Here is a 23,682-nt window from a genome sequence, read left to right as displayed (position 1 = left end):
CTATTATTATTAAAAAAATAAGAATCTGTTTTAGATATGTTGATAAAGAATGATGAAAAAATAAACGGATTTCTATTTGTCGTAGTACTTCCGCTTCTGTTGTTTGCCATGTCTTATTACGGGTTTGAATCTTCCTACACGAGACTGAAAACATCAGAAAAAACCCCTGACTTTCTGTTCTCATCAGTCTATGCCTATAGAGTGATTCCGAATTATCTCAGTGTGCAGATGACAGATCTGATGTATTATCTCATCAACGGTCCACTTTACTTTTTTAAAGATTTTCTGTCCAAAAACGGAACCCCTTTTTATCATGGGCTTTTTCTGATGAACAGTATTTTCTTTATCCTGTGCTCTGTACTTTTGAATTCAATTTTTAAACTCAGATCAGTGGAATGGCTTTTACAGATTAATTCCAGAAGAATTATCCATCTTTTAGCCATATTTTTCATTGTGATTACACAATATGCACCTACAAATTGCGATACCATTGCCCTTTGCTGCTATCTGGCAGGAGTTTTTTTAAGTCTAAAATATCTGCATACACAGCATAAAATATTCTTTTATCTCCTAACCGGCCTTATTGCTTTATCTACCTTTGTGAGGGAAACTGCTTGTCTTAACATCGCGTTCTTTGCTGCAATTCTCTTGAATGTAGATGATTTGAAAAAAGGTAATTATCAGGTTATCTGGAAGATAATGCCGCTTGTTGTGGCTTTTCTTGTTCCGTATCTGGGATTGCGGGCAATGCTTGAACAAAAAGAAACTACTTTTGTAGAGGGCTTTTACATCAACAGGAACTTTTCAAGTCCATTCAATCTTGCGGGATTGGTCTTTGCGATTATTGTCCTTTATTTTGTATATAAACTTTGTGTTCACCAGGAAAATAGAATTGTTTTTGGAAAATATCTTTTCTTTTCAATACCTTACCTTCTTATGATTACTTTAGTGGGTCTTTTTTGGGAAGTGAGGCTTTTTTTGCCGTTAATTCTCACAGGAATTATAATCGCATATCATCATTTTAAATTTAGTAGAGATTTAGCATGAGTTTATTACATCCATATTACATCATAGCGATGATCTATATGCTGTTCTTCAGTATCCAGGAGGTATACGGGAAGAAGGTAGATAAAAAATGGTTTTGGTTTCTTGGGATTTACCTGATTATTCTCGCCGGGCTTAGAAATGACGTAGGGCCCGATTATGGAAGTTATTACGGGATTTATATTTATTCTGATACGAAGAGCTATTACAGTATTTTCATGAAGATGCTTCACTTGGAAGGACCGGATGCCCTGGACGTAGAATGGCTATACACCCTGATAAATAAGATTCTCCTCAATATTTTTAATGCACCATTTTATATGGTAACATTGATCATTGCCATCTTTGCTATCATCTTTAAAATAGAATATACCGAGGATAATACTTTTTATCCCTTTACATTCACCTTATTTATGTTTATCCCCAATTTCTTTGTTGGGGAAAGCGGACAGATAAGACAGAATCTCGGAACTTTTATCGTCTATTTTGCCCTACGTTACATCAAAGAACGGAAACTCTGGCATTACCTGTTTTTTATATTTATAGGTTCAGGTATTCACAGTGTCTGCTATTTGTTTTTGCCTATGTATTGGCTGGCCAGAGTACCCTTGAATAAGACCGTAATGTTGATAATGATCATCGGGTCCATTTTTCTTTCTCCTTTTGAGGTGTATAAAGTCTTTGGGGATTATCTGGGGAATATGGCGTCGGAAAGTTCACTGGTAGAGGGTTTTAACGGATATGTCAACGAAACGTCGCAACGATTGAACGGTGGTTTTGGTATTCCCGAGGGGATGATGGCAATTCTTACTTTTTTCCTGTTTGCTTTCGATACCAAAATGAAGGAATTGTACCCGTATTATGAATATCACAGGAACTATGCCGTAATAGGGATCTGCTTTTATTTTATTTTTAGAAATAATCCCATATTCTCTTCCCGTCTGGCCGGGGCGTTTATCGGCTTTTCATATATCATTATCCCTAATGCCATGTATGCAGTTTCTAGCAGGATGAAAAATATGATCTATGCATTTATTATTGCACTGGTTGTGTTTAATTTTGTTGTTTTTGCGGCCTTTAATAACATTAAATCAGGTCGATTCTCAATTGATCTTTATAGAAACTATGTACTTCCGTAAATCGTTTGATCACACTATATGAGGGCAGCTTTTCTAGCTGCCCTTTTTTATTTCTAAATTAATATTTGTTTACAGTGATGTACTTCTTGCTGGAATTATCATATTTTTGCCTTATGTTTTTGTGGTATGTATAATGTGTTTATTTTGGGTTATTTATAAAATAATTTATATATGTTGATTTTATACATAAAATAAATCTCTTTTTTTTGATATAGGCTTAAAAGTTGTAGTGCTGTAATGACACACACACAAATCATAAGATATGAAAAGGTTAGTTGGAAAAGTAGTGGCAGTTTTTTGCCTTGTGTCGATTGGTATCTGTTCTAAAGGTAATTTTATTTCAAAAGAAATTTTCCCGTCGGTTGAACGTGTACATGGTCTGTTGTCGATCATGAAAAATATAGATTCATTAGCTAGGCCCATTCATGAATATAGTGCTAAAATCTTTCTTCCTGACTGGAAAAAAGCTCCTAACAGTTATATTTTTGATCCCGTTCAAAGCAGTGAAGGATTGCTTGTACCTGTAAGGAAAGCTTACGCCATGTGGGAAGGCGGTGGCTATATTAATGGTACCGGAATTCCTGCTGGAACGGTGACTGCCGATGTATTATGGGAAGATGTACACGGATTAATAAAATCAGGCGTTAATTATACCCTTGAAATCATCGGTTCCGGCCAGGATGCTAAAATAAAAGTCCCTGTTAATAAAGCAAAAAAAGGAAATGCAGTTGTTGCATTTCGGGTAAACGGAGAGATTTACTGGAGCTGGCATATATGGGTGACCGATGATCCCACCAACGGATCTTCATACAAAAGCTTTGCTAATGTCTCGAGAATGAGATCGGATGGAACGGTAGAAACTATTCCTGATTCCGAATGGAAATGGATGGATAGAAACCTTGGAGCCCTTACCGGCTCCATTACATCATCAGACTGGAATAAAAGTGGAGGACTGCTTTACCAATGGGGAAGAAAAGATCCCATTCCTCCATTGGTAACAAGAGGAAATGATTTTTACGAAGCTTCAGGAACCATCGGAAGAGTAAGGCATAGAGGGGCAAAAAATCTTAATAACGCCACAAGTATCGATGACCTTAGGAAGTTTGTCCTGCTATCGGGAGCTGAAGTTACCAATAACATTAGGCTTTCAGTGAAGAATCCCCTCAGTCTGATCTATGTCAATAAGGACGATAATTCCGGTCAGGCCTATTACAATAATAATGTCAATCTGCCTGTCAATTGGTTTGGTAGATCCACTGCCTTACCGGATAACAGACTATCAGAGCTCAATCTATGGTCTGACAATTCACAGGGAACTGTAGACGTTGTTTATAATAGTGATACCAGTGCAAAGCCCTATCGGGATAAATCGGCCTATGACCCTTGTCCAAATGGTTGGAGAATTCCCTCTATGCTGGTTGCTAATCTCGCTTCACCATCATACATCGACGATATCCGGATAGATTTTTCTCCATTTGGAGTAAGAACTAATATGGGTAAAAATACTTTTGACGCCAATAAATACAATATTATAAAACCAACAGATGCCGGAGTTCCCGGGTTTATGACAGGATTCAGGATTTATCCGAATCTTGGCTTTGATTTATCTAATGTTGGAGGTCATAATATGGGAATCTTTCCGGGGACAGGACAGCTGATCAGAGGAGCTCATTTAGGGCAGTACAGCGATCAGCATCATATTGCATTGTGGACATCCACTATGGCAAGGCAATTTGATGCGACACCCGCTGTAGGAATAAGAGGATTGTCTATGATTCCCGACAAAACACAACCGGATGTCCCAGATCCTAATTATCCGGATATTAAAGGACGATATTTTTATTTCCCGACGGCAGGGATGTATACTTCAGATGCCAATGGCTGCAGATGTATAAAAGATCCTTTGTATCTTGTAAATGATTATGATTTCCCTACAGAATATTTACCGGCAATTACCGAATATAAAGAAGGTCTCAATAACCCTAATACCTACCAGGTCGTTAAAAATACCTCTCCTTTTATTGTGAATATTCCGGTAAGTAAGGCGTTTTCTGTACAAAGCCAGTTGTTAAATAATCCCGGAATATTAAATGCAGCCAGCTTTAACAGTTTAAAAGCAAATGTATTGTGGACGACCAATACAAGTTTGATCAGCAGAATTTCAATAGTAAACCCATCTCCGTCTTCGCTACAAAACCTCGGAAGCTCAAGGATAAGTGTGGAAATCGCTCCCAATCAGAGTGGAAATGCGGTAATTACTTTACATAACGGAAGTGTCTCATCACCGGTGTATTGGAGCTGGCACATCTGGGTGACCGATTCTCCTGTTGCAGGATACAGCTATACCACCGAACCTCCTGTTTCCCAGGCGGTCAATTATATGAATTATGTCAATAAAGCGGATGCCGTATTACAAACCGTATTTATGGACAGAAATCTTGGTGCTACCGATGTTTTTCCTGATGTTGTTAATCCTCTTACTCCTACCGCAGCTGAATTGGCAAGAATTCGTGCATCTACAGGAATGCATTATCAATGGGGCAGAAAAGATCCTATCCCAACCTTTCAGAATGCAGACAATAGGGGTTCGTTTACTATTTTCTTGGGAACTGCCGCTGCCAACGGAACGGTTTCTTATGCGCCTCTGACATTAGCCGGTTATAATGATTTATCAGGTAATTATATCATTCCCTACAATACCTATGCTCAGGTGTCCAATGTGCTGACAACTGATAAGACAGCTGAAAAAATTAGTAAAATATTATCATATTCCGTGAAAAACCCTCTGGTTTATATGATCCCCAGTACATTTGCTCCTTTCAATAGTTCTACTCCTAATTATACCAACGGGACAGACTGGCTGTCTCCAGAGCCCAATCTTGCACCGGAAAGGTGGGGTAGAGGCGGTAAAAAATCACCTTTTGATCCTTGCCCCGAAGGATGGCGAATTCCGGACCTGACCAGTGTCGCTCTTGTCTCGGGAGCAGACTTCGGACAGACTCCTTGGTATAAAAAAGATAAAAATATTGCCACTCCTTACAGTGTTATTACAGATTATCTGGGAACCAGAGTTCGAAATCCTTCGACTACCGCTACAATTGGTTATATGTTTACTAATTCTTTATATCCAATCGGAAATTATCCCAATTCAGGGTCTCGGGGATTCAGAAGTGTAATAGGAAATCAGTCTCCACAGGGAACTTTTAATACCATTAATTTTCAATATCCGGGAGTATGGTCTGATGCATTAGCCGCAAATTATCTGGGAAGATCAATAAATATCCTCTTTGATGCAGCAAGTTCAGCTAACAGATTAATAGCCTTTCATGATAATAATGATCCTTATTTCGCAATGAGCTGCCGATGTGTAAAAATAAAGTATGATATCAACGGAAATGAAGAGGGGCCTGCATCAAGGATGACTGTGGTTCCGGGAAGTCCCACACTCAGCACAGCAGAAGCCGGACAGAAAGTTGAGGAGAATAAAATTTCATTATATCCAAACCCGGTTGATACTATTTTATATATCCGGATGTCAGAAAATAAAAATGATCCGTATCAGATATATAGTATGTCCGGACAACTTGTAAAATCCGGGAAATTTGAAAATAAACAGGCAGATGTTTCATCCTTACCCTCCGGAATCTATCTAATAAGAATAAATAATTCTGATATAACAGGTAAGTTTATAAAGCGATAAGATTTGAAAATCGCTATCAAAAAAGCAGGAAGAAGCATTGATCCTGCTTTTTTTATTCCCGGACATTTTTTTATCTATAATAGATGGTGAAAAATTCTATATTGTTTCTTGAAAACTCATTAATTAATGAGCTAAAGCATGCAATATAAGGGACTTCTTTATTTAATAATTCTCTATTGAAGCGACATGTAGCGCCTCATAAATGCTAAATAAAACGCATATCGCAAAAAGTATATAATAAAAAAGCTTTACTTTTGCAAAAATTTTAGAATGTCGAAAAATTTAGTAATCGTTGAGTCCCCGGCAAAAGCAAAAACTATTCAGAAATATTTAGGAAAGGATTTTGAAGTGAAATCCAGCTTTGGTCATATCCGTGATCTGCCTAAAAAAGGAATGGGTATAGATCTTGCCACATTTAGTCCTGATTACGAGGTTTCTGCTGATAAAAAGAAATTAGTAACAGAATTAAAGGCTGCTGTCAAAAAAGCTGAAATGGTATGGCTCGCTTCCGATGAAGACCGTGAAGGAGAAGCTATTGCATGGCATCTGGCGGACGAATTGAAATTAAAACCGGAAAACAGAAAAAGAATTGTTTTCCACGAGATTACTAAAAATGCAATTCTAAAAGCGATCGATAATCCAAGAGATATTGATCAGAACTTAGTCAATGCACAACAGGCAAGAAGAGTCCTCGACAGAATTGTTGGTTTTGAAATGTCTCCGGTATTATGGAAAAAAGTAAAACCGGGATTGTCTGCTGGTAGAGTGCAGTCTGTAGCCGTACGATTAATCGTTGAAAGAGAAAAAGAAATCCGTGAGTTTACGCCAAAAGCAAGCTTTAAACTTGACGGAATCTTTCTGAATAAAACGGAGCAGGAGATTGCCGCAAAACTGAAAAAAGACTTCGAAAAAGAAGAAGACGCAGAAAAATTCCTTGAACAGGCAAAAACAACAGAATTTAAAGTTCTCAATGTTGAGACAAAGCCCGGTACGCGTTCTGCATCAGCACCTTTTACAACTTCGACCTTACAGCAGGAAGCTTCATCCAGATTAGGATATAATGTGACCAATACAATGCGTTTGGCACAAAGATTATACGAGGAAGGGTTCATCACTTATATGAGAACAGACTCGGTAAACCTTTCCCAGGAAGCAATTGAAGGAGCCAAAAAACAAATCATATCAGAATATGGAGCGGAGTATTCTTCTCCAAGAAATTATACCACAAAATCTGCTTCAGCACAGGAAGCTCACGAAGCGATCCGTCCTACAGATTTTGGAGTAAAAAGTATCGGTGATGCCCAGTTGAATAAATTGTATCAACTGATCTACAGGAGAACGCTTGCTTCCCAGATGGCTAATGCCAAAATTGAAAAGACAGTCATTGAAATCGGAAACGTTTCATTGCCACATCATTTCGAAGCCCAGGGAGAAGTTATTATTTTCGACGGTTTCCTGAAAGCTTATGGTATCGTGAAAACAGAAGATGATGATGATGAAAATAACGAAAAACTATTACCGAAAGTAAGTGTTGGAGAAGTATTACACTATAAAACAATTACTGCTACCGAAAAATTTACAAGACCGAGTGCCAGATATACGGAAGCAGGACTGGTAAGGAAACTGGAAGAACTGGGGATCGGTAGACCATCTACTTACGCTCCGACGATTCAGACGATCCAGAACAGAGAATATGTGGATAAACGGGAGATCGAACCGCAGACCCGTGAGGTAATCAAAATGTCTCTGGTAAAAGATAAAATTAAAAAAGTAGTTCTTGACGAAAAATTCGGAGGTGATAAAAATAAATTTGTTCCTACGGATATCGGAGAAGTAGTGAATGACTTCCTTACAGATAACTTTAGAGAAATCTTAGATTATGGTTTCACGGCAAGAGTAGAAGAAGGTTTCGATGAAATTGCCAATGGTGATCAGAAATGGAAAGAAATGATGACGGATTTCTACTCTAAATTCCACCCGAGAATTGAAGATGTAGAAGAAAATGCTGACCGGGCGACCGGTGACAGACTCTTAGGAGTTGATCCCAAGACCGGTAAAAATGTACACGCCAGAATCGGAAGATTTGGAGCAATGATCCAGATCGGGGAAACTGATGATGAAGAAAAACCGATTTTTGCTTCATTGATGAGTGGTCAGAATATTGCGACGATCACTTTTGAAGATGCTATGGAGTTATTCAGGCTTCCTTTTGATTTAAATGAATTTGAAGGACAGCCAGTATCGGTGGGAGTGGGTAGATTTGGACCTTATGTGAAGTGGGGCGATACTTTCATCAGCATCCCGAAAGGAGAAGATCCGTTGTCTGTTGACCAGAATCGTGCAGAGGAAATTATTCTTGAAAAGAAAAAAGCAGATGCACCCATTGCAACTTACAAAGGAGAGCCTGTAACGAAAGGTTCCGGAAGATTCGGTCCGTTCATTAAATACAAAGATATTTTCATCAATGTTCCGAAGAAATATAATTTTGACAACCTTTCTCAGACTGATATCAATGAACTGATTGATGCTAAACTTGAAAAAGAAGCCAACAGATATATCCAGCAATGGGAAAAAGAAAAAATCTCTATTGAAAACGGAAGATGGGGGCCATTTGTTAAATTTGGAAAAGCAATGTTTAAGATTCCAAAGAAAAGTGATGATACGAAATATGATGCTGAAGAATTGAAAGAAATTTCTCTTGATGAAGTAAAAAAATGGATCACCGACCAGGATAAAAATGCATTTGCAGAAAAGAAAAAGCCGGCAGCCAAAAAAACAGCAGCAGCTAAGAAGACTACCACAGTCAAGAAAGCTGCACCCGTAAAAAAGCCAGCTGCGAAAAAGAAGTAATATTAAAATAACAATACAAAGCCGTTAACAAATAGTGTTGACGGCTTTTTTTATCAATAAAAACAATCCCGGCTTACAAAGTTGCTGCGGTTTTTTTGTATGTTTGTTAGATTAAGAAAATAATAAATTAGCACACTGAAGTAAATATGGATTTTGAAGACTTTATCATTTCACCAAGAAATTTCAAAACAGAAAGCTGGCAGATTGGAAGTCGCATTACAAAGGATATAAAAGAAGATAGTATCGTTCTTTTGTTTGTGTCAGATTACAGAGGCGCCGGCGGAGAAGCCGAAGTACAGGACTTTACTGCGGTCAGAAAAGAATTTTACAAGCTTTCTCAGCTCGATTTCGAAATTCCGGTAGTAGACCTTGGAGACCTTGTTTCCGGGAAAACTGTACAGGATACTCACTATATATTGCAGGAAGTTCTATCAGCATGTCACTATAAACGGGCATTACCGGTGATTATCGGAGGATCCAATGATTTCGCTTTTTCCTTATTTTCTACCTTAAATTTTCATCAGAAAAATATTAACTATACCCAGATCAGCAATATTATTTCTCTTAAACAGGGAGAAGAAATTAATGAATATACCTTTTTAGGGAAAATTTTTGGAGCCAAGAACTTTTCCATTAAAAATTACCACCATCTGGGATATCAGAAACATTTGAACGAAATGGATTCTGTACGATTGATCAAGGAAGTGGAATTCGATATCATCCGTCTTGCTGAAATGATGAATTCTACCGAAAAAACTGAGCCTTTCTTCAGAAAAGCAGATCTGGTGACCGTAAATTGTGATGCTATCGAAAGCTTTAGTGAGCCTTTCTCAATGAATCCTCAGGTCAATGGACTGAACAGGAGAGAAGTTTGTGCCTATATGAAAGAAATAGGATTGAGCGAAAACCTGAAGACTGTCGGTATTTTCAATTATAATATTTACTCAGAAAACCAATTGAATCACCAGCTTTTGGCACAAATGCTCTGGTATCTGATTGAAGGAATTAATATTCAGCGTTCACATCCGAAAGAAAGAAACTTTGAATTGTTCTATGTACTGATTGATGACAGGCAATATGCTTTCAAACGGGATACTTTCAGTAATCTCTGGTATTTCGGGGATGATGAAAATATAGAAAACTGTATCCCATGTTCAAGAAAAGATTTTGATGAAGCTAAAAAAGGCTGGTTGAATACAAGACTGACGAAAATTTAATGTATGACAAACCTTCCTTCCAAAGTTTCCATCATTGTTCCTGTTTATAATGTCGAAAATTATCTGGCAAAGTGTCTTGATTCTTTGGTCAATCAGAGTCTTCAGGATATTGAGATTTTGGTAATTGATGATGGGAGTAAAGATAAGTCCGGAGACATTATAGAACAGTATGCCGGGAAGTATCCGGAAAAAATAAAAGCTTTTACAAAAGAAAACGGCGGATTGAGCGATGCCAGGAATTATGGTATCGACAGGGCAACAGGAGAATATATTGGTTTTGTAGATAGTGATGACTATGTAGCCGAAACCATGTTTGAAGAAATGTTTCTTCTTGCAGAAAAATATCACACGAAAATGGTCATCTCAAATATTCAGAAAGTAGATGAACATGGGAATATAACTCAAAAGCTTACCCAGATTCCCAACATGCCTGAACTCATAGATCTTAATGAACATTTTTCGGTTTTTTCAGATTTGAGCTATTTTGCTTGTAATAAGCTTTTTAAAAAAGAAATTTTTGATCATAAAAGGTTTAAAAAGGGCGTTCATTTCGAGGATATTCAGCTGATTCCACAGCTTTTGTTGAAATGCGATCAAATTGCCCAGACTCAGAATTTCCATTATCAGTATTTGGAGCGCAGTGATTCCATTACAAAAACACACACTGAAAAGGGGCTTGATATTCTGAAGGCAGTGGCGGATGTAGAGCAGGTATTTTATACGTCCGACTATGCACATAAAAAGAAAGAGCTGAAAAATTTTCAGATTTTTGAGGGCGTTTATTCCTTTTTAGCCTATCTGGCGTTTGTAAAAAATGAAGAAACTTTTTTTAAAATGTCCGGCCAATTAGATATATTCATGCAGGATAGACAAATAAAAATTCAAGATATATTGACTTATAGTCGTTTTGGTAAAAATTATCTTTTATATTTGCCACTGAAAAAAAAGATTTTTTATCTGTTGTTTTTTGCAGGGCAACAAAAGCTGATAAGAAAATTGATGTAAACACAAATGTAAGTACTGTTGTTTCGACCAGCAAAACATTATGATGCTTTTATAAGGCAGGAATGTAAGTTTTACGAAACATACAGGAATACTGGATAAGAAAAAGAATGAAAAATTTTGAATTGTTCTTAAGCGAATCGGGAATCTCTATTTTCTACGTGAAAATAGGGTTTGGCTTCCTATTCTCCTTTTTAATTACTTTTTTCTCTATTCCTACCATTGTAAAGATTTCCAGACGAAAGAATCTTATGGATGAACCGGGAATAAGGAGTTCTCATCTCAGGAAAATTCCCAACTTAGGTGGAATAGCCATCTTTTATTCCATCGGAATATGCGCTTCTATTTTTGCCTACGAATTATTTGATCTCTACAAATTTTTATTTGCTTCGTTAATCATCCTTTTGTATGTAGGAGTAATGGATGATATTGTGGTGATGAGGGCCTATAAAAAATTGGTGGCGCAGGTTGTTGTTTCTTCACTGGTTGTCATTGGTTCCGATATCAGGATCAGAAGCTTGTTCGGGATATTCGGGGTGTATGAACTGGGGTATTTCGTAAGTATTCTGTTTAGTATTATTACGTTTATCATTTTAATCAATGCATTCAACCTGATTGATGGTATTGACGGTTTAGCCGGAGGTTATTCTATCATCTGTAGCGCTTTATTCGGAATCAGTTATTACCGGCTGGGCGAGTACAATTATCCGCTTGTTGTTCTTTCGGTAGTGATCATCGGGACTGTATTGGCATTTTTATATTATAATTTGTCCCATTACAGGACCAATAAGATCTTTATGGGAGATACAGGATCTATGTTGCTAGGTTTTTTGCTGGCCTTTACTTCGATTTGTTTTATAGATATTTTTATAGACAAAAAGATTGTGGGAGTTCCCAGATATCACCTGCAATCTGCACCCGCTGTCGCAGTAGCAATTCTTATCTTACCCATTGTAGATACCCTGAATGTGATTTTTATAAGACTCTACAACAAGAAGTCGCCATTTGATGCAGACAAGAACCATATCCATCACAAACTTCTGAAGCTTGATCTTACCCATAGGAGGTCTACATTTTATATTATTGTATATTATTTAATGATTGTTGGGGTCGCTTATTATTTCAGACATCTCAATATCAATTTCCTTTTGTTGGTTATTATTGTATTGGGTTTCTTAGGAGCTTATTTGCCGGATTTGGTATATCGATTAAGAAATAACAAAAATTAACAATTAAATATTACTTTTGTAAACAATATTATTCAAATATGATGAAGAATTTTAAGTATTTATTTTTAATATTACCTTTTTTGCTTACCTCATGCATTACCACAAAGGATGTAAGATACTTGCAGCCAAGTGAAAGCCTTGTAATTAACGAAGAAGGTCTTGTTCCCTACAATATCCCAGTTTACAGGATTACCAAAAATGACATCCTTAACCTTAATATTGTTACAACTCCCAAAGGAGATGCTGCCCAGTTCTATTCTTCGTATAATACATCCGGAGGAGTAGGAGGAGGCTCTACCAATGCAGCGGCTGCGGGAGGAAGAGTTGGTAGTGCAAACGGTTCCAGTTTTGGAGGAAATATCAATTTCTATTTTAATGGACTAAAAGTTGACTCCAACGGAGACATCAATGTCTTCGGAATAGGATATGTAAAAGCTGAAGGAAGAACCCTGGATGATGTCACAAAAGAAATTCAGCTTAAGGTAAATGAAAACTTCCAGGAAGGAAAGTCTGAAGTAAGGCTAAATACTGACGGAATTACATATTATATCCTGGGTGACGTCGAAACTACCGGACTGTCAGGAGAAAAAGTAGCCCATAAAAATACGCTTACCATTACTGAGGCTCTGGCCATTAACGGGGGATTAAACAGAACAATCGACAGAAAGGATGTCGTGATTCACAGAAAATTACCTGAAGGGATCAAGATTGCTAAAATAGACCTTACCCGTGAAGATCTCATGAACTCTCCCTATTATTATTTACAAAATGGGGACGAAATCTATCTTAACACCAGAAGAAAAAGCTTGAACGGATTCGGAAAAGATCCGATTCAAACCCTACTTACCAGTGTGACAGCCATTACAACGGCATTAACATTATACACAATCCTACAAAGACTTTAATCCACATGATTCCAGGAAAAGATACACAAGTAGGAAAAAGCGAAACCCCGAAAGAGAAGTATGGGACGTTTGCATTGTTTGATATTGAGCATTTTTTAAGAAGAATACTTAAAAACTGGTTTTGGTTTGTGTTCATGTTATTTATTGGCTACATCATTTCTTGGGTGTACAGTAAATATTATGCACAAAATGTTTATGCTTCAGATTTATCTTTGAGCATATCCAATAATACTTCCAGTTACTTCACTCCTAACCAGTCGATTAACTTTATCTGGGGACAGGGAGGGAATTCCGATGGAGTTTACTTGAAGAAAATGCTGCTCTCAAGATCTCATAATGAGTTTTTGGTAAAAGAGCTCGGCCTTTTTGTAAATTACTCGACCAAAGGGATGATAAAATCTACTTATCTTGATAAAGATGACTCTCCCGTATTTCTTGAGATTGACAAAAAACACCTGCAACAGGTTGATTATCCTATTACTTTATTACCAAAAGGAAATGGAACGTATGAGGTTAATCTTCCGGAAGAAGGTCAGTCTACAAATCTGTACAGCTATGAATATGAAGGATTTCAGACTATTGCAGCTTACAACAGACCAGCAAATAAAATTATTAAGGTTAATGAGTGGTATACTTCTCCCAACTTAAGATTTAAGCTGGTTCAGAATCCTGTTGCGACAAAAATCAAACTGGATAACATTATTGTAAAGCTGAGTGCTGTTAATCAGAGTGTTAACGAAATTGTATCGACAATCGCTGTAGATTTTGACAAGGAAATTTCTACCATCATGATTATTACCAAAAAAGGATATAATCTTAACAGTACTGTAAATTTCCTCAACAAATCCGTTACAGAACTTCAGAAGAAAAGGCTGGAAGATAAAAATGTTGTTAATAGAAATACAGAAACTTATCTGCAGGGTAATCTGGATATCATTCGTAGAAAATTAGATTCGAGTGCTGCAGTACTCAATTACCTGAAAACCTCTGAAAAACTTTATAATATCAAAGACAGAGATGAAAAGTCCCTGGACAAGATAAAAGAGCTTGAAGCTAAAAAAGCAGATATTGTAAGTAAAATCAGTTCTCTGAATAATATTAAAAATACACTTCAGTCGAGGGATTTTGATAAAATGATCGCTACAAATGCAGCCGGTTTTGAAGACGGCTTTTTCTCCGCTTCAGTTACTGAGCTGAAAGCTTTATATGCCAAAAGAGCAGAAATGGCTACGATCTATAAGCCGAATTCAGAGCCCATCAAAGAAGTCAACAGACTCATCAATGAGGCAAAGACAGGATCTTTCAACAGTTTGAAGAATTACTACACCAAATATTATGACGATATTAATAAAATAGATCGTGAAGTAGCAGAAGCTAATCTTGATTTATCTTCATTCCCTGAAAAAGAAAGGAAGTATCTTGATGCGGAGAGAGGATATAATATGATTGAAGCTACGTACAACAGCCTTTTAGGAAGACAGAACGAAACACAGTTGAATGTGGCAACAAATCAGTCTGATATCACTGTGATTGACCCTGCTAAAAATTTAGGACAAAGACCGATAAGCCCTAATATAAAACTGGCGAAAATCGGGATCATTTCCGGACTTTTACTTCTGCCTATCGTATTTATTTTGATTGGTGAACTCCTTGATAATAAGATCAGAAACATTAAAGAGTTGTTGGGTGCTACCAAAATTCCGCTTCTTGGTGTCATTGGAAACAACAACAATGAAAATATGCTTACTGTCTTGGAGCAACCTAAGTCCTCAGTCTCTGAAGCCTTCAGAGGGATAAGAGCAAGCGTAAGATTCCTGATGGAAAACCAGGATGATAAAGGTAAAGTCATATTGATAACGTCCTCTATTGGTGGTGAAGGTAAAACCTATATTTCCATCAACCTGGCATCTGTGTTAGGGCTGAGTGATAAGAAAACCATCCTCTTGGGAATGGATCTTAGAAAACCTAAAATTTTTGGTGATTTTAAAATCGATAATAAATACGGTATCTCCAACTACCTTACCGGAGAAGTGGGTATTGATGAGATTATCAACCATACTAAAATCCCTAACCTCGATGTAGCTACTTCAGGTCCGATTCCACCAAATCCTTCTGAACTTTTGATGAGCCAGAGAAATATCAAATTTATAGAAGAACTGAAAGAAAAGTATGATTTCATTATTATAGATTCACCGCCGGTTGGTCTGGTAGCAGACTCCTATGAATTAATGAAGTACTCAGATGCTAATATTTATGTGGTTCGCCACGAATATACTGAAAAGTATATGCTGAAAATGATTACAGAAAAGTATCATAATAATGAAATTAGCCATTTAGGGCTTATTTATAATGACTATAATGTGAAACAGGGCTATGGTTATGGCTACGGATATGGTTATGGATATGGTTACGGATATTTTGACGAGGACAAAAATTATAAAGAACCTTTATTGATCCGTATAAGGAATAAAGTACAGGCAATATTCAATAAAAAATAGAGCTTTAAACCCTCATGTAATGGGGGTTTTTCTATACTTTGTGTATTTTCAATCTGTGAAAAAAAGAATATTTTTGCCACTTTGCCGTTTACTTTATAACAAATTATGTTTTTTTGTTTATTTTTAACTAAACATTAAGATTATCATTAATATAAAAATGTTTTATATTTGCAAAAATTAAATTTTAAAATAACCATAAATCCATATTCTTTTATGAATAAAAAATTATTGTTTAGCTTCCTTGCCTTCCTCGGAGTGGTGAGTGTTAAAGCACAAAGAAACGAATTGGGAGTTCGTCTAGGGATGAGTAACCTAGTGGGAGATGTAGGAAGGACAAATTATATTTTACAAAAGCCGTTGGATTTAAACAGAATGTCAGATTGGGGCATCCCATTTTATGGAGGGTTGTTATATAGATTTAATTTTAACCCGCATCAGACCGTTAGATTGGATTTAGGGTATAACCAGATTCAGTTTAGCGATAAAGCTGCGAAAGAAGAATATAGAAGAAACAGAAACTCATACGGGAAAAATAATGTATATGAAGCAAGTTTAATGTTTGAATATAATTTTTTTCCGGTAAATAATGAGCAGATAAGTATGGTAAGTCCATACATTTTTGGGGGTGTGGGAGCTTTAATGTTTGATGCACCAAAAGCTAATCTGGTGAATGATTTCAGAAGAGATGCCGATGGAGTAGCACAGGCCCCGATTAATGAAACGGATTTTAAAACCACGGCAGAATATTCATTAGGTAAAAAAGTGACCATGCATATTCCTTTTGGAGTGGGTTTAAAGTATAAATTTAACCATACTTGGGCTATATTTGCAGAAGCTACATTTAGATATACCTTGACGGACCAGCTGGATCACAGTCAGATATTATCTAAAGACGTGAAGTCTTCCTTTAATGCAGATATTTTAGACCCTGCAACCGGAGGCTCATTATTGCAATCAGGCAACTATTATGCTGTTGCTAAAGAAAGAGAAAATGAGTTTGTAAATAAGAGAAATATTGGAGATACTAAGTCTAAAGATTGGATGAATACCTTTAGCTTAGGTTTAACCTTCTCATTCGGAAGACCTCCATGTTATTGTGATTAATTAATATGTCGTTGATTAAAGATAAAATAGATTCTGAGAATTTACCAAAACATGTGGCTATCATCATGGATGGCAATGGAAGATGGGCAAAATCTCGTGGCGAAGAAAGAACTTTCGGTCACAAAAATGCCATTAATGCAGTAAGAAATGCTATTAATGCCTGTAATGAGGTCAATATTCCTTATTTAACTCTATATACATTCTCTTCAGAAAACTGGAGCCGTCCGGCTGAAGAGGTAAACACGCTTATGAATTTGCTCGTTGAGACTCTGTTGCTTGAAGCAGAAGAGATCTTTAGCAAAGGATTAAGAATGCATGTAATAGGAAATCTGGAAAAATTACCTGCCTTAGTAAAAGAACAATTACAGCGCGTGGTAGAACTGACAAAAGAAAACACAAAAGGTAACCTTGTACTGGCGATTAGCTATGGCTCACAAAACGAAATACTGAATGCCGTAAAAAATATAAGTTCCGATGTAAAAGAAGGAAAGGTTGACGTAGAGAATATTGACGAAAAATTATTCGAAAACTACCTTTATACCAAAGATTTTCCTCCTGTAGATTTACTAATCAGAACCAGCGGTGAAATTAGAATAAGCAATTTCCTTCTTTGGCAGATTGCTTATGCCGAATTACAGTTTTTAAATGTCTTGTGGCCGGATTTCACCAAAGATATTTTCTTCCAATGTATTGTTGATTATCAAAACAAAGAAAGAAGGTACGGATTAACCGGAGAGCAGGTACAAGGCCAATAATATTTAAGAAAAGAAAGACTCGATAAAATGAAGTTTAGACTATTACCCATCATTATGTTTGCTGCTTCTGCACATTTTTATGGACAAGTAACTCCACAGGACAGCACAAAAGTAAGTAATGCTGTACACACTGAAAATGAGGTAGGCACTTATACACTTAAAGACATCGTTGTAGATGGGGTAAAAAAGTATACACCAGCTCAGATCTTACGATTTACAGGATTGGCTAAAGGTGAAAGCGTAGATATTCCGGGACAAAAAATCAGTAATGCTGTTAAAAAGCTTTGGGATACTCAATCCTTTTCTGAAGTAGAAGTCTATGTGCAAAGCATTGATGGGCAGACTGTAGTTCTGAGATTCTATCTGCAGGATTTGAAAGAACTTGGTGAAGTAAAATTCACAGGAAAAGGAATCGGAAAATCCAAAAGCGAAAAGCTTGCTAAAGACAACAACCTGAAGCCTGGAACAAAAATTACACAGAATTTAGTTTCAAGTCTTAAAACAAATGTACCGAAAGACTACATTAAAAAAGGTTTTGCAGACGCTAAAATTACCATTCAGGACAAAATAAATGCAGGTGACCCTGCTTTAGTAGACTGGACAATCAATGTAGATAAAGGGAAGAGAGTTAAGATCGACCATATCGAGTTTGAAGGAAATCAGAGTGTTTCAGATAGTAAACTTAGAAAGAAAGCCTTTAAAGAAACAAAACAAAAACGTTTTGGTATTGGAGGTATCTTAAAATCTTCAAAATTTATTGAAGAAAAATATCAGGAAGATAAACAAAGTCTTATCAGCTATTATAACTCTTTAGGGTATAGAGATGCAAAGATTGTTTCCGACTCTGTATGGAGAAATAACAGAAATAACTACGAAATCAATGTAAAATTGAATGAGGGTAAAAAGTATTATATCGGAGATATTACATTTACCGGAAATACAGTATACTCTACAGAATACTTACAAAGATTATTAGGATATAAAAAAGGAGACATCTACGATGCTGTAGGATTCAACAAGAAAGTAGGTGAAGATGGCGGTAAAGAAGATGACTCTGATATCAAATCAGTGTACATGAATAACGGTTACCTTTTCTCCAATGTAACACCGGTTGAAAAATCAGTGAACGGAGATGCCGTAAACCTTGAAGTCCGAGTGAATGAAGGTGAGCAGGCTACCTGGAATAAAGTAACCTGGCAGGGAAATACAACTACCCATGATCACGTTATCTTAAGAGCATTAAGAACCAAACCGGGAGAGCTCTTTAAAAAGACTGAAATTAAAAGAACTTATTTTGATTTAGCAGGGATGCAGTTCTTTGACCCGCAACAGGTAGGTCAGGATATCCAGCCGAATCAGGCAGATAATACGGTAGATATCAACTGGAAGTTAGTTGAAAAAGGATCTTCACAGGTACAGTTGCAGGCAGGTTACGGTGGTAACAGCTTTATCGGTACTTTGGGACTGACCTTTAATAACTTCTCTTTAAGAAACTTCCTTAAATTTAAAGATTTTAAACCGGTACCACAGGGAGACGGGCAGACATTCTCTATCCAGGTTCAGGCAGGTCAGTATTTCCAGAACTATGGAGTATCATTTAGCGAACCTTGGCTATTTGGAACAAGACCTACTGCACTTTCGGTAAGTTTAAATAACTCAAGAGTACGATATAGAGATCAGTATGGAAGTGCTCAGAAACTTAACATTTTCTCGGCATCAGTAGGTCTGAACAGACTGTTAAACTGGCCGGATGATTATTTTTCACTCTATACAGGTCTGCAATTCCAGAAGTATGACTTCAATAACTATCCATTCCAGTTTGGTGATGCAACAGAATATAACGGAACAGCCAATAACTTCAGTATCAACGTCGGTTTAAGCAGAAACTCAGCGGGTATCGACCCGATATTCCCGACAGTAGGTTCAAATATTGAACTTTCTGCCAAATTTACTCCTCCTTATTCATTGTTCAGCAACAAAAATTATGATACAATGACACCTATTGACAAGTACAAGTGGATGGAGTTCTATAAAATCAAGTTTAAAGCTGATGTATATAACGAAATCGTTGGAAAACTTGTATTGAGATCTTCTGCTGAAATGGGATTCATGGACGGTTACAATAAAAACCTCGGAGCACCACCATTCGAAAGATTCTATGTAGGAGGTACAGGTTTATTCGGAGGTAGATATGACGGTAGAGAATTGATACCGTTAAGAGGATACGATAATGCCAGTATGACCGGAGGTGAAAACCAGGATATCACTCAGAGAGGAGGTGGAACGATCTATAATAGATTTACCTTGGAACTTAGATATCCGATTTCCTTAAACCAGACAGCAAAAATCTATGCTTTGACTTTCGCTGAAGGAGGTAACGTATGGAACTCTTGGGGGAACTATAACCCGTTCCAGTTAAAGAGATCAGTAGGGGTCGGAGTAAGAGTTTATATGGGAGCATTTGGATTGATCGGGTTCGACTTTGCATACGGATTTGATAAAACACTCGGAGGAACTCCATCCGGATGGCAAAACCACTTCTTGATGAACCAATCATTATAATTATAAATATGAAGAACTTTAAAATAACTTTCACATTCGTATTGCTTCTGTTTTTTGGACTAAACAATGCCCAGAAAATCGGAGTAGTAGATACTAATGAGATTTTGAATAAATTACCTCAGTATAAAGAAGCCGAAGCTAGATTAAATTCTCAAATCGATACCTGGCAGTCTGAACTTCAGAATCTGCAATCAGAATACGAGAGAAAAAAAGCAGCTTTTGAAAGTGAAAAAGTGTTATTGATAGGCGACCAGCTAAAACTCAGAGAAAAAGAAGTAGTGGATCTTGAAAAAAATATTAAAACCACTACCAGCTTACGTTTTGGAGCCAATGGCGAGATCACAAAGCTGAGAACAAATCTTGTTCTTCCTTTTCAGGATCAGATCTGGGAAGCTATCAAAACTATGTCCGAAAAAAACGGATTGGGCATAGTTCTTGATAAAAGCAATAACATTAGTGTTATTTTTCTTCAGGGAAAATATGATTATACCGAAAAAGTATTGACTATTTTGCTCAAGGGAACAGATAAAAAAGAAAAAACTAATAACAAAGGCAAAAAGTAATTATAACTTAACTTTTGCTTAAATTTAAAATCTAAAAACAAATTAAATTATTTATTTACCAGTTATGAAAAAATTAAGTGTATTATTTGCAGCAGTGATGATGGTTGTGTCTGTAGGTATGGCAAAAGCTCAAAAAATTGCTACTTTAGATGTAATGGGAGTTCTTAATGCAATGCCTGAAAAGAAAAAAGCTGACGCTGATCTTAAAACATTCTTAGATACCAAACAAGCTGAGATTAAGAAAAAAGCTGATGCAGGACAAGCTAAACTAAAGCAATATAGCGAAGAAGCTCCTAAGAAAACAGCTGAAGAAAACAAAGCAAGAGAAGGAGAATTACAAAAAATCCAGGAAGAAATTGCTCAAATGCAAGACAAAGCTCAGAAAGACCTTCAGGCTAAACAAGATGTAGCTTTCGGACCTATCGAGAAAAAATTAAATGATGCTGTAGAAAAAGTATCTAAAGCAAACGGATATGAATTTGTAATGGATGCTAATTCACCTGCATTCCTTTATAAAGCAGGAGCTGATGTTACTGCTGCTGTAAAGAAAGAATTAGGAATTCAATAATTTCAGCAAATTAACAAAGATTTATAAAACTAACCACCTCTTTTAGAGGTGGTTTTTTTATTTTTGCCAAATGGAAAAAGAAGTATCAACTACGGTGAAAGTTAGGTTTAGCGACTGTGATCCGATCGGACATTTGAATAATGTAAAATACCTTGATTATATGTTCAATGCCAGAGAAGACCACGTTGAAACATTTTACGGATTTACGTACGAAGAATATACCAAACAGACAGGCTGCACCTGGATCGCTATTCAGAATGAAATTGCCTATATGAAAGAAGTACGATACAATACCCAGGTGGTGATAAGCAGTAAAACCATTGAAGTGCAGGACAGAACCACTAAAGTTGAGATTTTAATGAAAAGTCTTGATGAAAAGACCATTCATGCTGTGCTTTGGGTTACTGTGATCTATTTTAATATAAAAACAAGAAAATCTGAAATTCATCCTGAAGATATTAAAGAAACATTTCAGAAGTTTTATGTAGACTTAGTACAAAAAGATTTTCAGTCGAGAGTAAAGTTTTTGAGATCTCAGAATGCAAAAAACTCATAAATAACAAATTGTATAATTTTTAAACTAATAAAATCTGATGAAAAAAATACTAGTCATAGGGAGTAACGGACAATTAGGAAATTGTATCAGAAAGATAGCTCCTGATTTTGAAAACCGTTATGAGTTTTTATTTACAGATTCAGCCACTTTAGATATTACAAGCGAAGAACAGGTGAACGATTTTTTTTATGATCATAAACCTGACTTTTGTATTAATGCTTCTGCATACACAGCTGTTGACCTTGCTGAAAAAGAAGAAGCAAAGGCATTTGCAGTTAATGCCGAAGGAGTAGCACATCTTGCCCAGGCCTGTGTAGACCATAAAAGTATTCTGACCCACATATCCACAGACTATGTTTTTGACGGTGATACCAACCTTCCTTACTCAGAAGATAACTTTACCAATCCGATCGGAGTATATGGGGCTTCAAAAAAGAAAGGAGAAGAGCTTGCCTTGGAAATCAACCCCAAAACTATTATCCTTAGAACATCATGGTTATACTCTGAGTTTAATAAAAACTTTGTGAAAACTATGCTGAATTTATTTACGCAGAAAGAGGAATTGGGAATTGTAGCAGATCAGTTTGGGCAACCGACCAATGCAAATGACTTGGCAGAAGCCATCATGCAGATTATTGAAACGCCACAGAAAAATTATGGTATTTTCCATTTCTCAAACTATCCGGAAACTACCTGGTTTGAATTTGCAAAAAAAATTGCTGAATTTTCAAAGTCGTCAGTAAAATTAAATCCCTTGACAACAGAGCAGTATCCGACTCCTGCGAAAAGGCCTGTGAGAAGTACAATGTCTCTTGATAAAATAGAAGAAACTTATAAAATAGAGCCGAAACATTGGGAAAATAGTCTTGAAGAATGTGTTGATGTACTTTCACACCAATAATATATATATGAAGAATATTGTAATTATCTTTTCTATATTTTGTATTCAGCTATGGAATGCACAAAATATTTATATGACCAAGGTTGAAAAAACAAACGATAACACAGACAAATTTTTTTATAAAAAAGGATCAACCACTGATGGTATTTACTTGGGCGAAATAGAAGTACAAGGATTTTCGAAAGATGATGCCCTTGTGTTTTCCTCAATATATAAAAAAGCAAAAGAGATCGGTGCCAACACATTTGAATTGAAACCTTTTGAAAATGTTGACGGAACACCTCAAATATTCAATCCGGCTAATTATAAAGTGGCTTTATATTATACTCCTAAAGAAAAACTTGCAGGTAAGCATGGAGAGATGTATATATTTGCTTCATCTGAAAAAGATCAGAAAATAAATATCAATCGTAAAGATTATATGATTTCTCCAAGATCATTTTTAAAATTAAAAATTGTTCCGGGAGAAATTTATACCATTTCTACAAAAAAACTTTTGGGATCAACCATAAAAGTTCAGCCTAAAGCAGGTGATGATGATCTCTATTTCCAGATATCATCTTTAAAAGTAAAGCCGGATAATTCCGGAGTAGGTGGTTTAAATCTTAAATCAGGAGATATTATTGGTCTGGAAAGATCTTATGCAGAATTTTTAAGTGCTATCTATAAGGAAAATAAACAATAAAATATAGTTTATAATAGCAATGCCCGGTTTTAAGTACAACCGGGCATTTTTGTACCCTATTGTTAAAGGATAACTATTTACCTTTTCCTTTTCATCCTCACGAAACTTATCGCCCCATACAGCCCTTACTCTCGTTTATACTATATAATAAAGTATGACCATCTGCGCCAATCCGCAAGAGTAACGGGATATTTTATCCACTTCCTCTTTATCCCTCTTCCTTCTTATATATATATGTACTCAAAAAATTCCCCTTCCAACCCCATTTTCCCTGTTATTTTCCAGCCCTCCCACATTCCGGCGTCTCCCTTCAAACATTTATTTAAAATTTTTCTCCCTGCCTTCCAGTTGTTTACCCTCCAATATTACAATAAAGTAAAATTTATGTTAAATAAACTTGCGGG

17 protein-coding genes are annotated in these 23,682 nt (G+C 36.4%); all 17 read left to right on the top strand.

Annotation, left to right across the window (positions count from 1 at the left end):
* The first annotated feature begins 36 nt into the window (after positions 1-36).
* Entirely contained in the window at positions 37-1,047 is a 1,011-nt protein-coding gene (locus tag M030_RS0114055) for a hypothetical protein (protein ID WP_027374089.1), read from the top strand.
* Entirely contained in the window at positions 1,044-2,183 is a 1,140-nt protein-coding gene (locus M030_RS0114050) for an EpsG family protein (RefSeq protein WP_228375246.1), read from the top strand. Before M030_RS0114055 ends, M030_RS0114050 begins: the two co-directional genes overlap by 4 nt.
* A gap of 262 nt (positions 2,184-2,445) precedes the next feature.
* Positions 2,446-5,883: a T9SS type A sorting domain-containing protein gene (locus tag M030_RS0114045; RefSeq protein ID WP_051585080.1), complete on the top strand. Its 3,438-nt coding sequence runs from the start codon at positions 2,446-2,448 to the stop codon at positions 5,881-5,883.
* Positions 5,884-6,153: 270 nt separating this feature from the next.
* Entirely contained in the window at positions 6,154-8,733 is a 2,580-nt protein-coding gene (topA, locus tag M030_RS0114035; RefSeq protein ID WP_027374086.1) for a type I DNA topoisomerase, read from the top strand.
* A gap of 146 nt (positions 8,734-8,879) precedes the next feature.
* The gene (locus M030_RS0114030) at positions 8,880-9,950 is read left to right on the top strand and encodes a formimidoylglutamase (RefSeq protein ID WP_027374085.1); all 1,071 of its coding nucleotides are present in this window, start codon (positions 8,880-8,882) and stop codon (positions 9,948-9,950) included.
* A 3-nt stretch (positions 9,951-9,953) separates the two neighbouring features.
* Positions 9,954-10,955 carry a glycosyltransferase family 2 protein gene (locus M030_RS0114025; protein WP_027374084.1) on the top strand — a complete coding sequence of 334 codons (1,002 nt, stop codon included), beginning with the start codon at positions 9,954-9,956 and terminating at the stop codon, positions 10,953-10,955.
* A 107-nt stretch (positions 10,956-11,062) separates the two neighbouring features.
* The gene (locus tag M030_RS0114020) at positions 11,063-12,181 is read left to right on the top strand and encodes a glycosyltransferase family 4 protein (protein WP_027374083.1); all 1,119 of its coding nucleotides are present in this window, start codon (positions 11,063-11,065) and stop codon (positions 12,179-12,181) included.
* Between the two features lie 41 nt (positions 12,182-12,222).
* Positions 12,223-13,086 carry a polysaccharide biosynthesis/export family protein gene (locus M030_RS0114015; RefSeq protein ID WP_027374082.1) on the top strand — a complete coding sequence of 288 codons (864 nt, stop codon included), beginning with the start codon at positions 12,223-12,225 and terminating at the stop codon, positions 13,084-13,086.
* Between the two features lie 5 nt (positions 13,087-13,091).
* Positions 13,092-15,584 carry an exopolysaccharide transport family protein gene (locus tag M030_RS0114010; protein ID WP_027374081.1) on the top strand — a complete coding sequence of 831 codons (2,493 nt, stop codon included), beginning with the start codon at positions 13,092-13,094 and terminating at the stop codon, positions 15,582-15,584.
* 213 nt (positions 15,585-15,797) lie between these two features.
* A complete protein-coding gene (locus M030_RS0114005) occupies positions 15,798-16,688 on the top strand; it encodes a DUF6089 family protein (protein WP_027374080.1) in 891 nt (296 codons plus the stop codon).
* A gap of 5 nt (positions 16,689-16,693) precedes the next feature.
* Positions 16,694-17,443, top strand: coding sequence for an isoprenyl transferase (locus M030_RS0114000; RefSeq protein WP_027374079.1), 750 nt, complete (start codon positions 16,694-16,696; stop codon positions 17,441-17,443).
* Positions 17,444-17,470: 27 nt separating this feature from the next.
* Positions 17,471-20,005, top strand: coding sequence for an outer membrane protein assembly factor BamA (gene bamA, locus M030_RS0113995; RefSeq protein WP_027374078.1), 2,535 nt, complete (start codon positions 17,471-17,473; stop codon positions 20,003-20,005).
* A gap of 8 nt (positions 20,006-20,013) precedes the next feature.
* A complete protein-coding gene (locus M030_RS0113990; RefSeq protein WP_034722648.1) occupies positions 20,014-20,568 on the top strand; it encodes an OmpH family outer membrane protein in 555 nt (184 codons plus the stop codon).
* A 64-nt stretch (positions 20,569-20,632) separates the two neighbouring features.
* Positions 20,633-21,136, top strand: a complete 504-nt coding sequence (locus M030_RS0113985) for an OmpH family outer membrane protein (RefSeq protein ID WP_027374076.1) — start codon at positions 20,633-20,635, stop codon at positions 21,134-21,136.
* A gap of 70 nt (positions 21,137-21,206) precedes the next feature.
* Positions 21,207-21,692 carry an acyl-CoA thioesterase gene (locus tag M030_RS0113980; RefSeq protein ID WP_027374075.1) on the top strand — a complete coding sequence of 162 codons (486 nt, stop codon included), beginning with the start codon at positions 21,207-21,209 and terminating at the stop codon, positions 21,690-21,692.
* 37 nt (positions 21,693-21,729) lie between these two features.
* Positions 21,730-22,593, top strand: a complete 864-nt coding sequence (rfbD, locus tag M030_RS0113975; protein WP_027374074.1) for a dTDP-4-dehydrorhamnose reductase — start codon at positions 21,730-21,732, stop codon at positions 22,591-22,593.
* A gap of 7 nt (positions 22,594-22,600) precedes the next feature.
* Positions 22,601-23,278, top strand: coding sequence for a hypothetical protein (locus M030_RS0113970; RefSeq protein WP_027374073.1), 678 nt, complete (start codon positions 22,601-22,603; stop codon positions 23,276-23,278).
* The last annotated feature ends 404 nt before the right edge of the window (positions 23,279-23,682 follow it).

Origin of the sequence: Chryseobacterium sp. UNC8MFCol (assembly GCF_000482305.1) — a bacterium.
Taxonomy (GTDB): domain Bacteria; phylum Bacteroidota; class Bacteroidia; order Flavobacteriales; family Weeksellaceae; genus Chryseobacterium; species Chryseobacterium indologenes.
The sequence above is the reverse complement of the archived record's forward strand: the minus strand, read 5'-3'. Positions and strand labels throughout refer to the sequence as shown.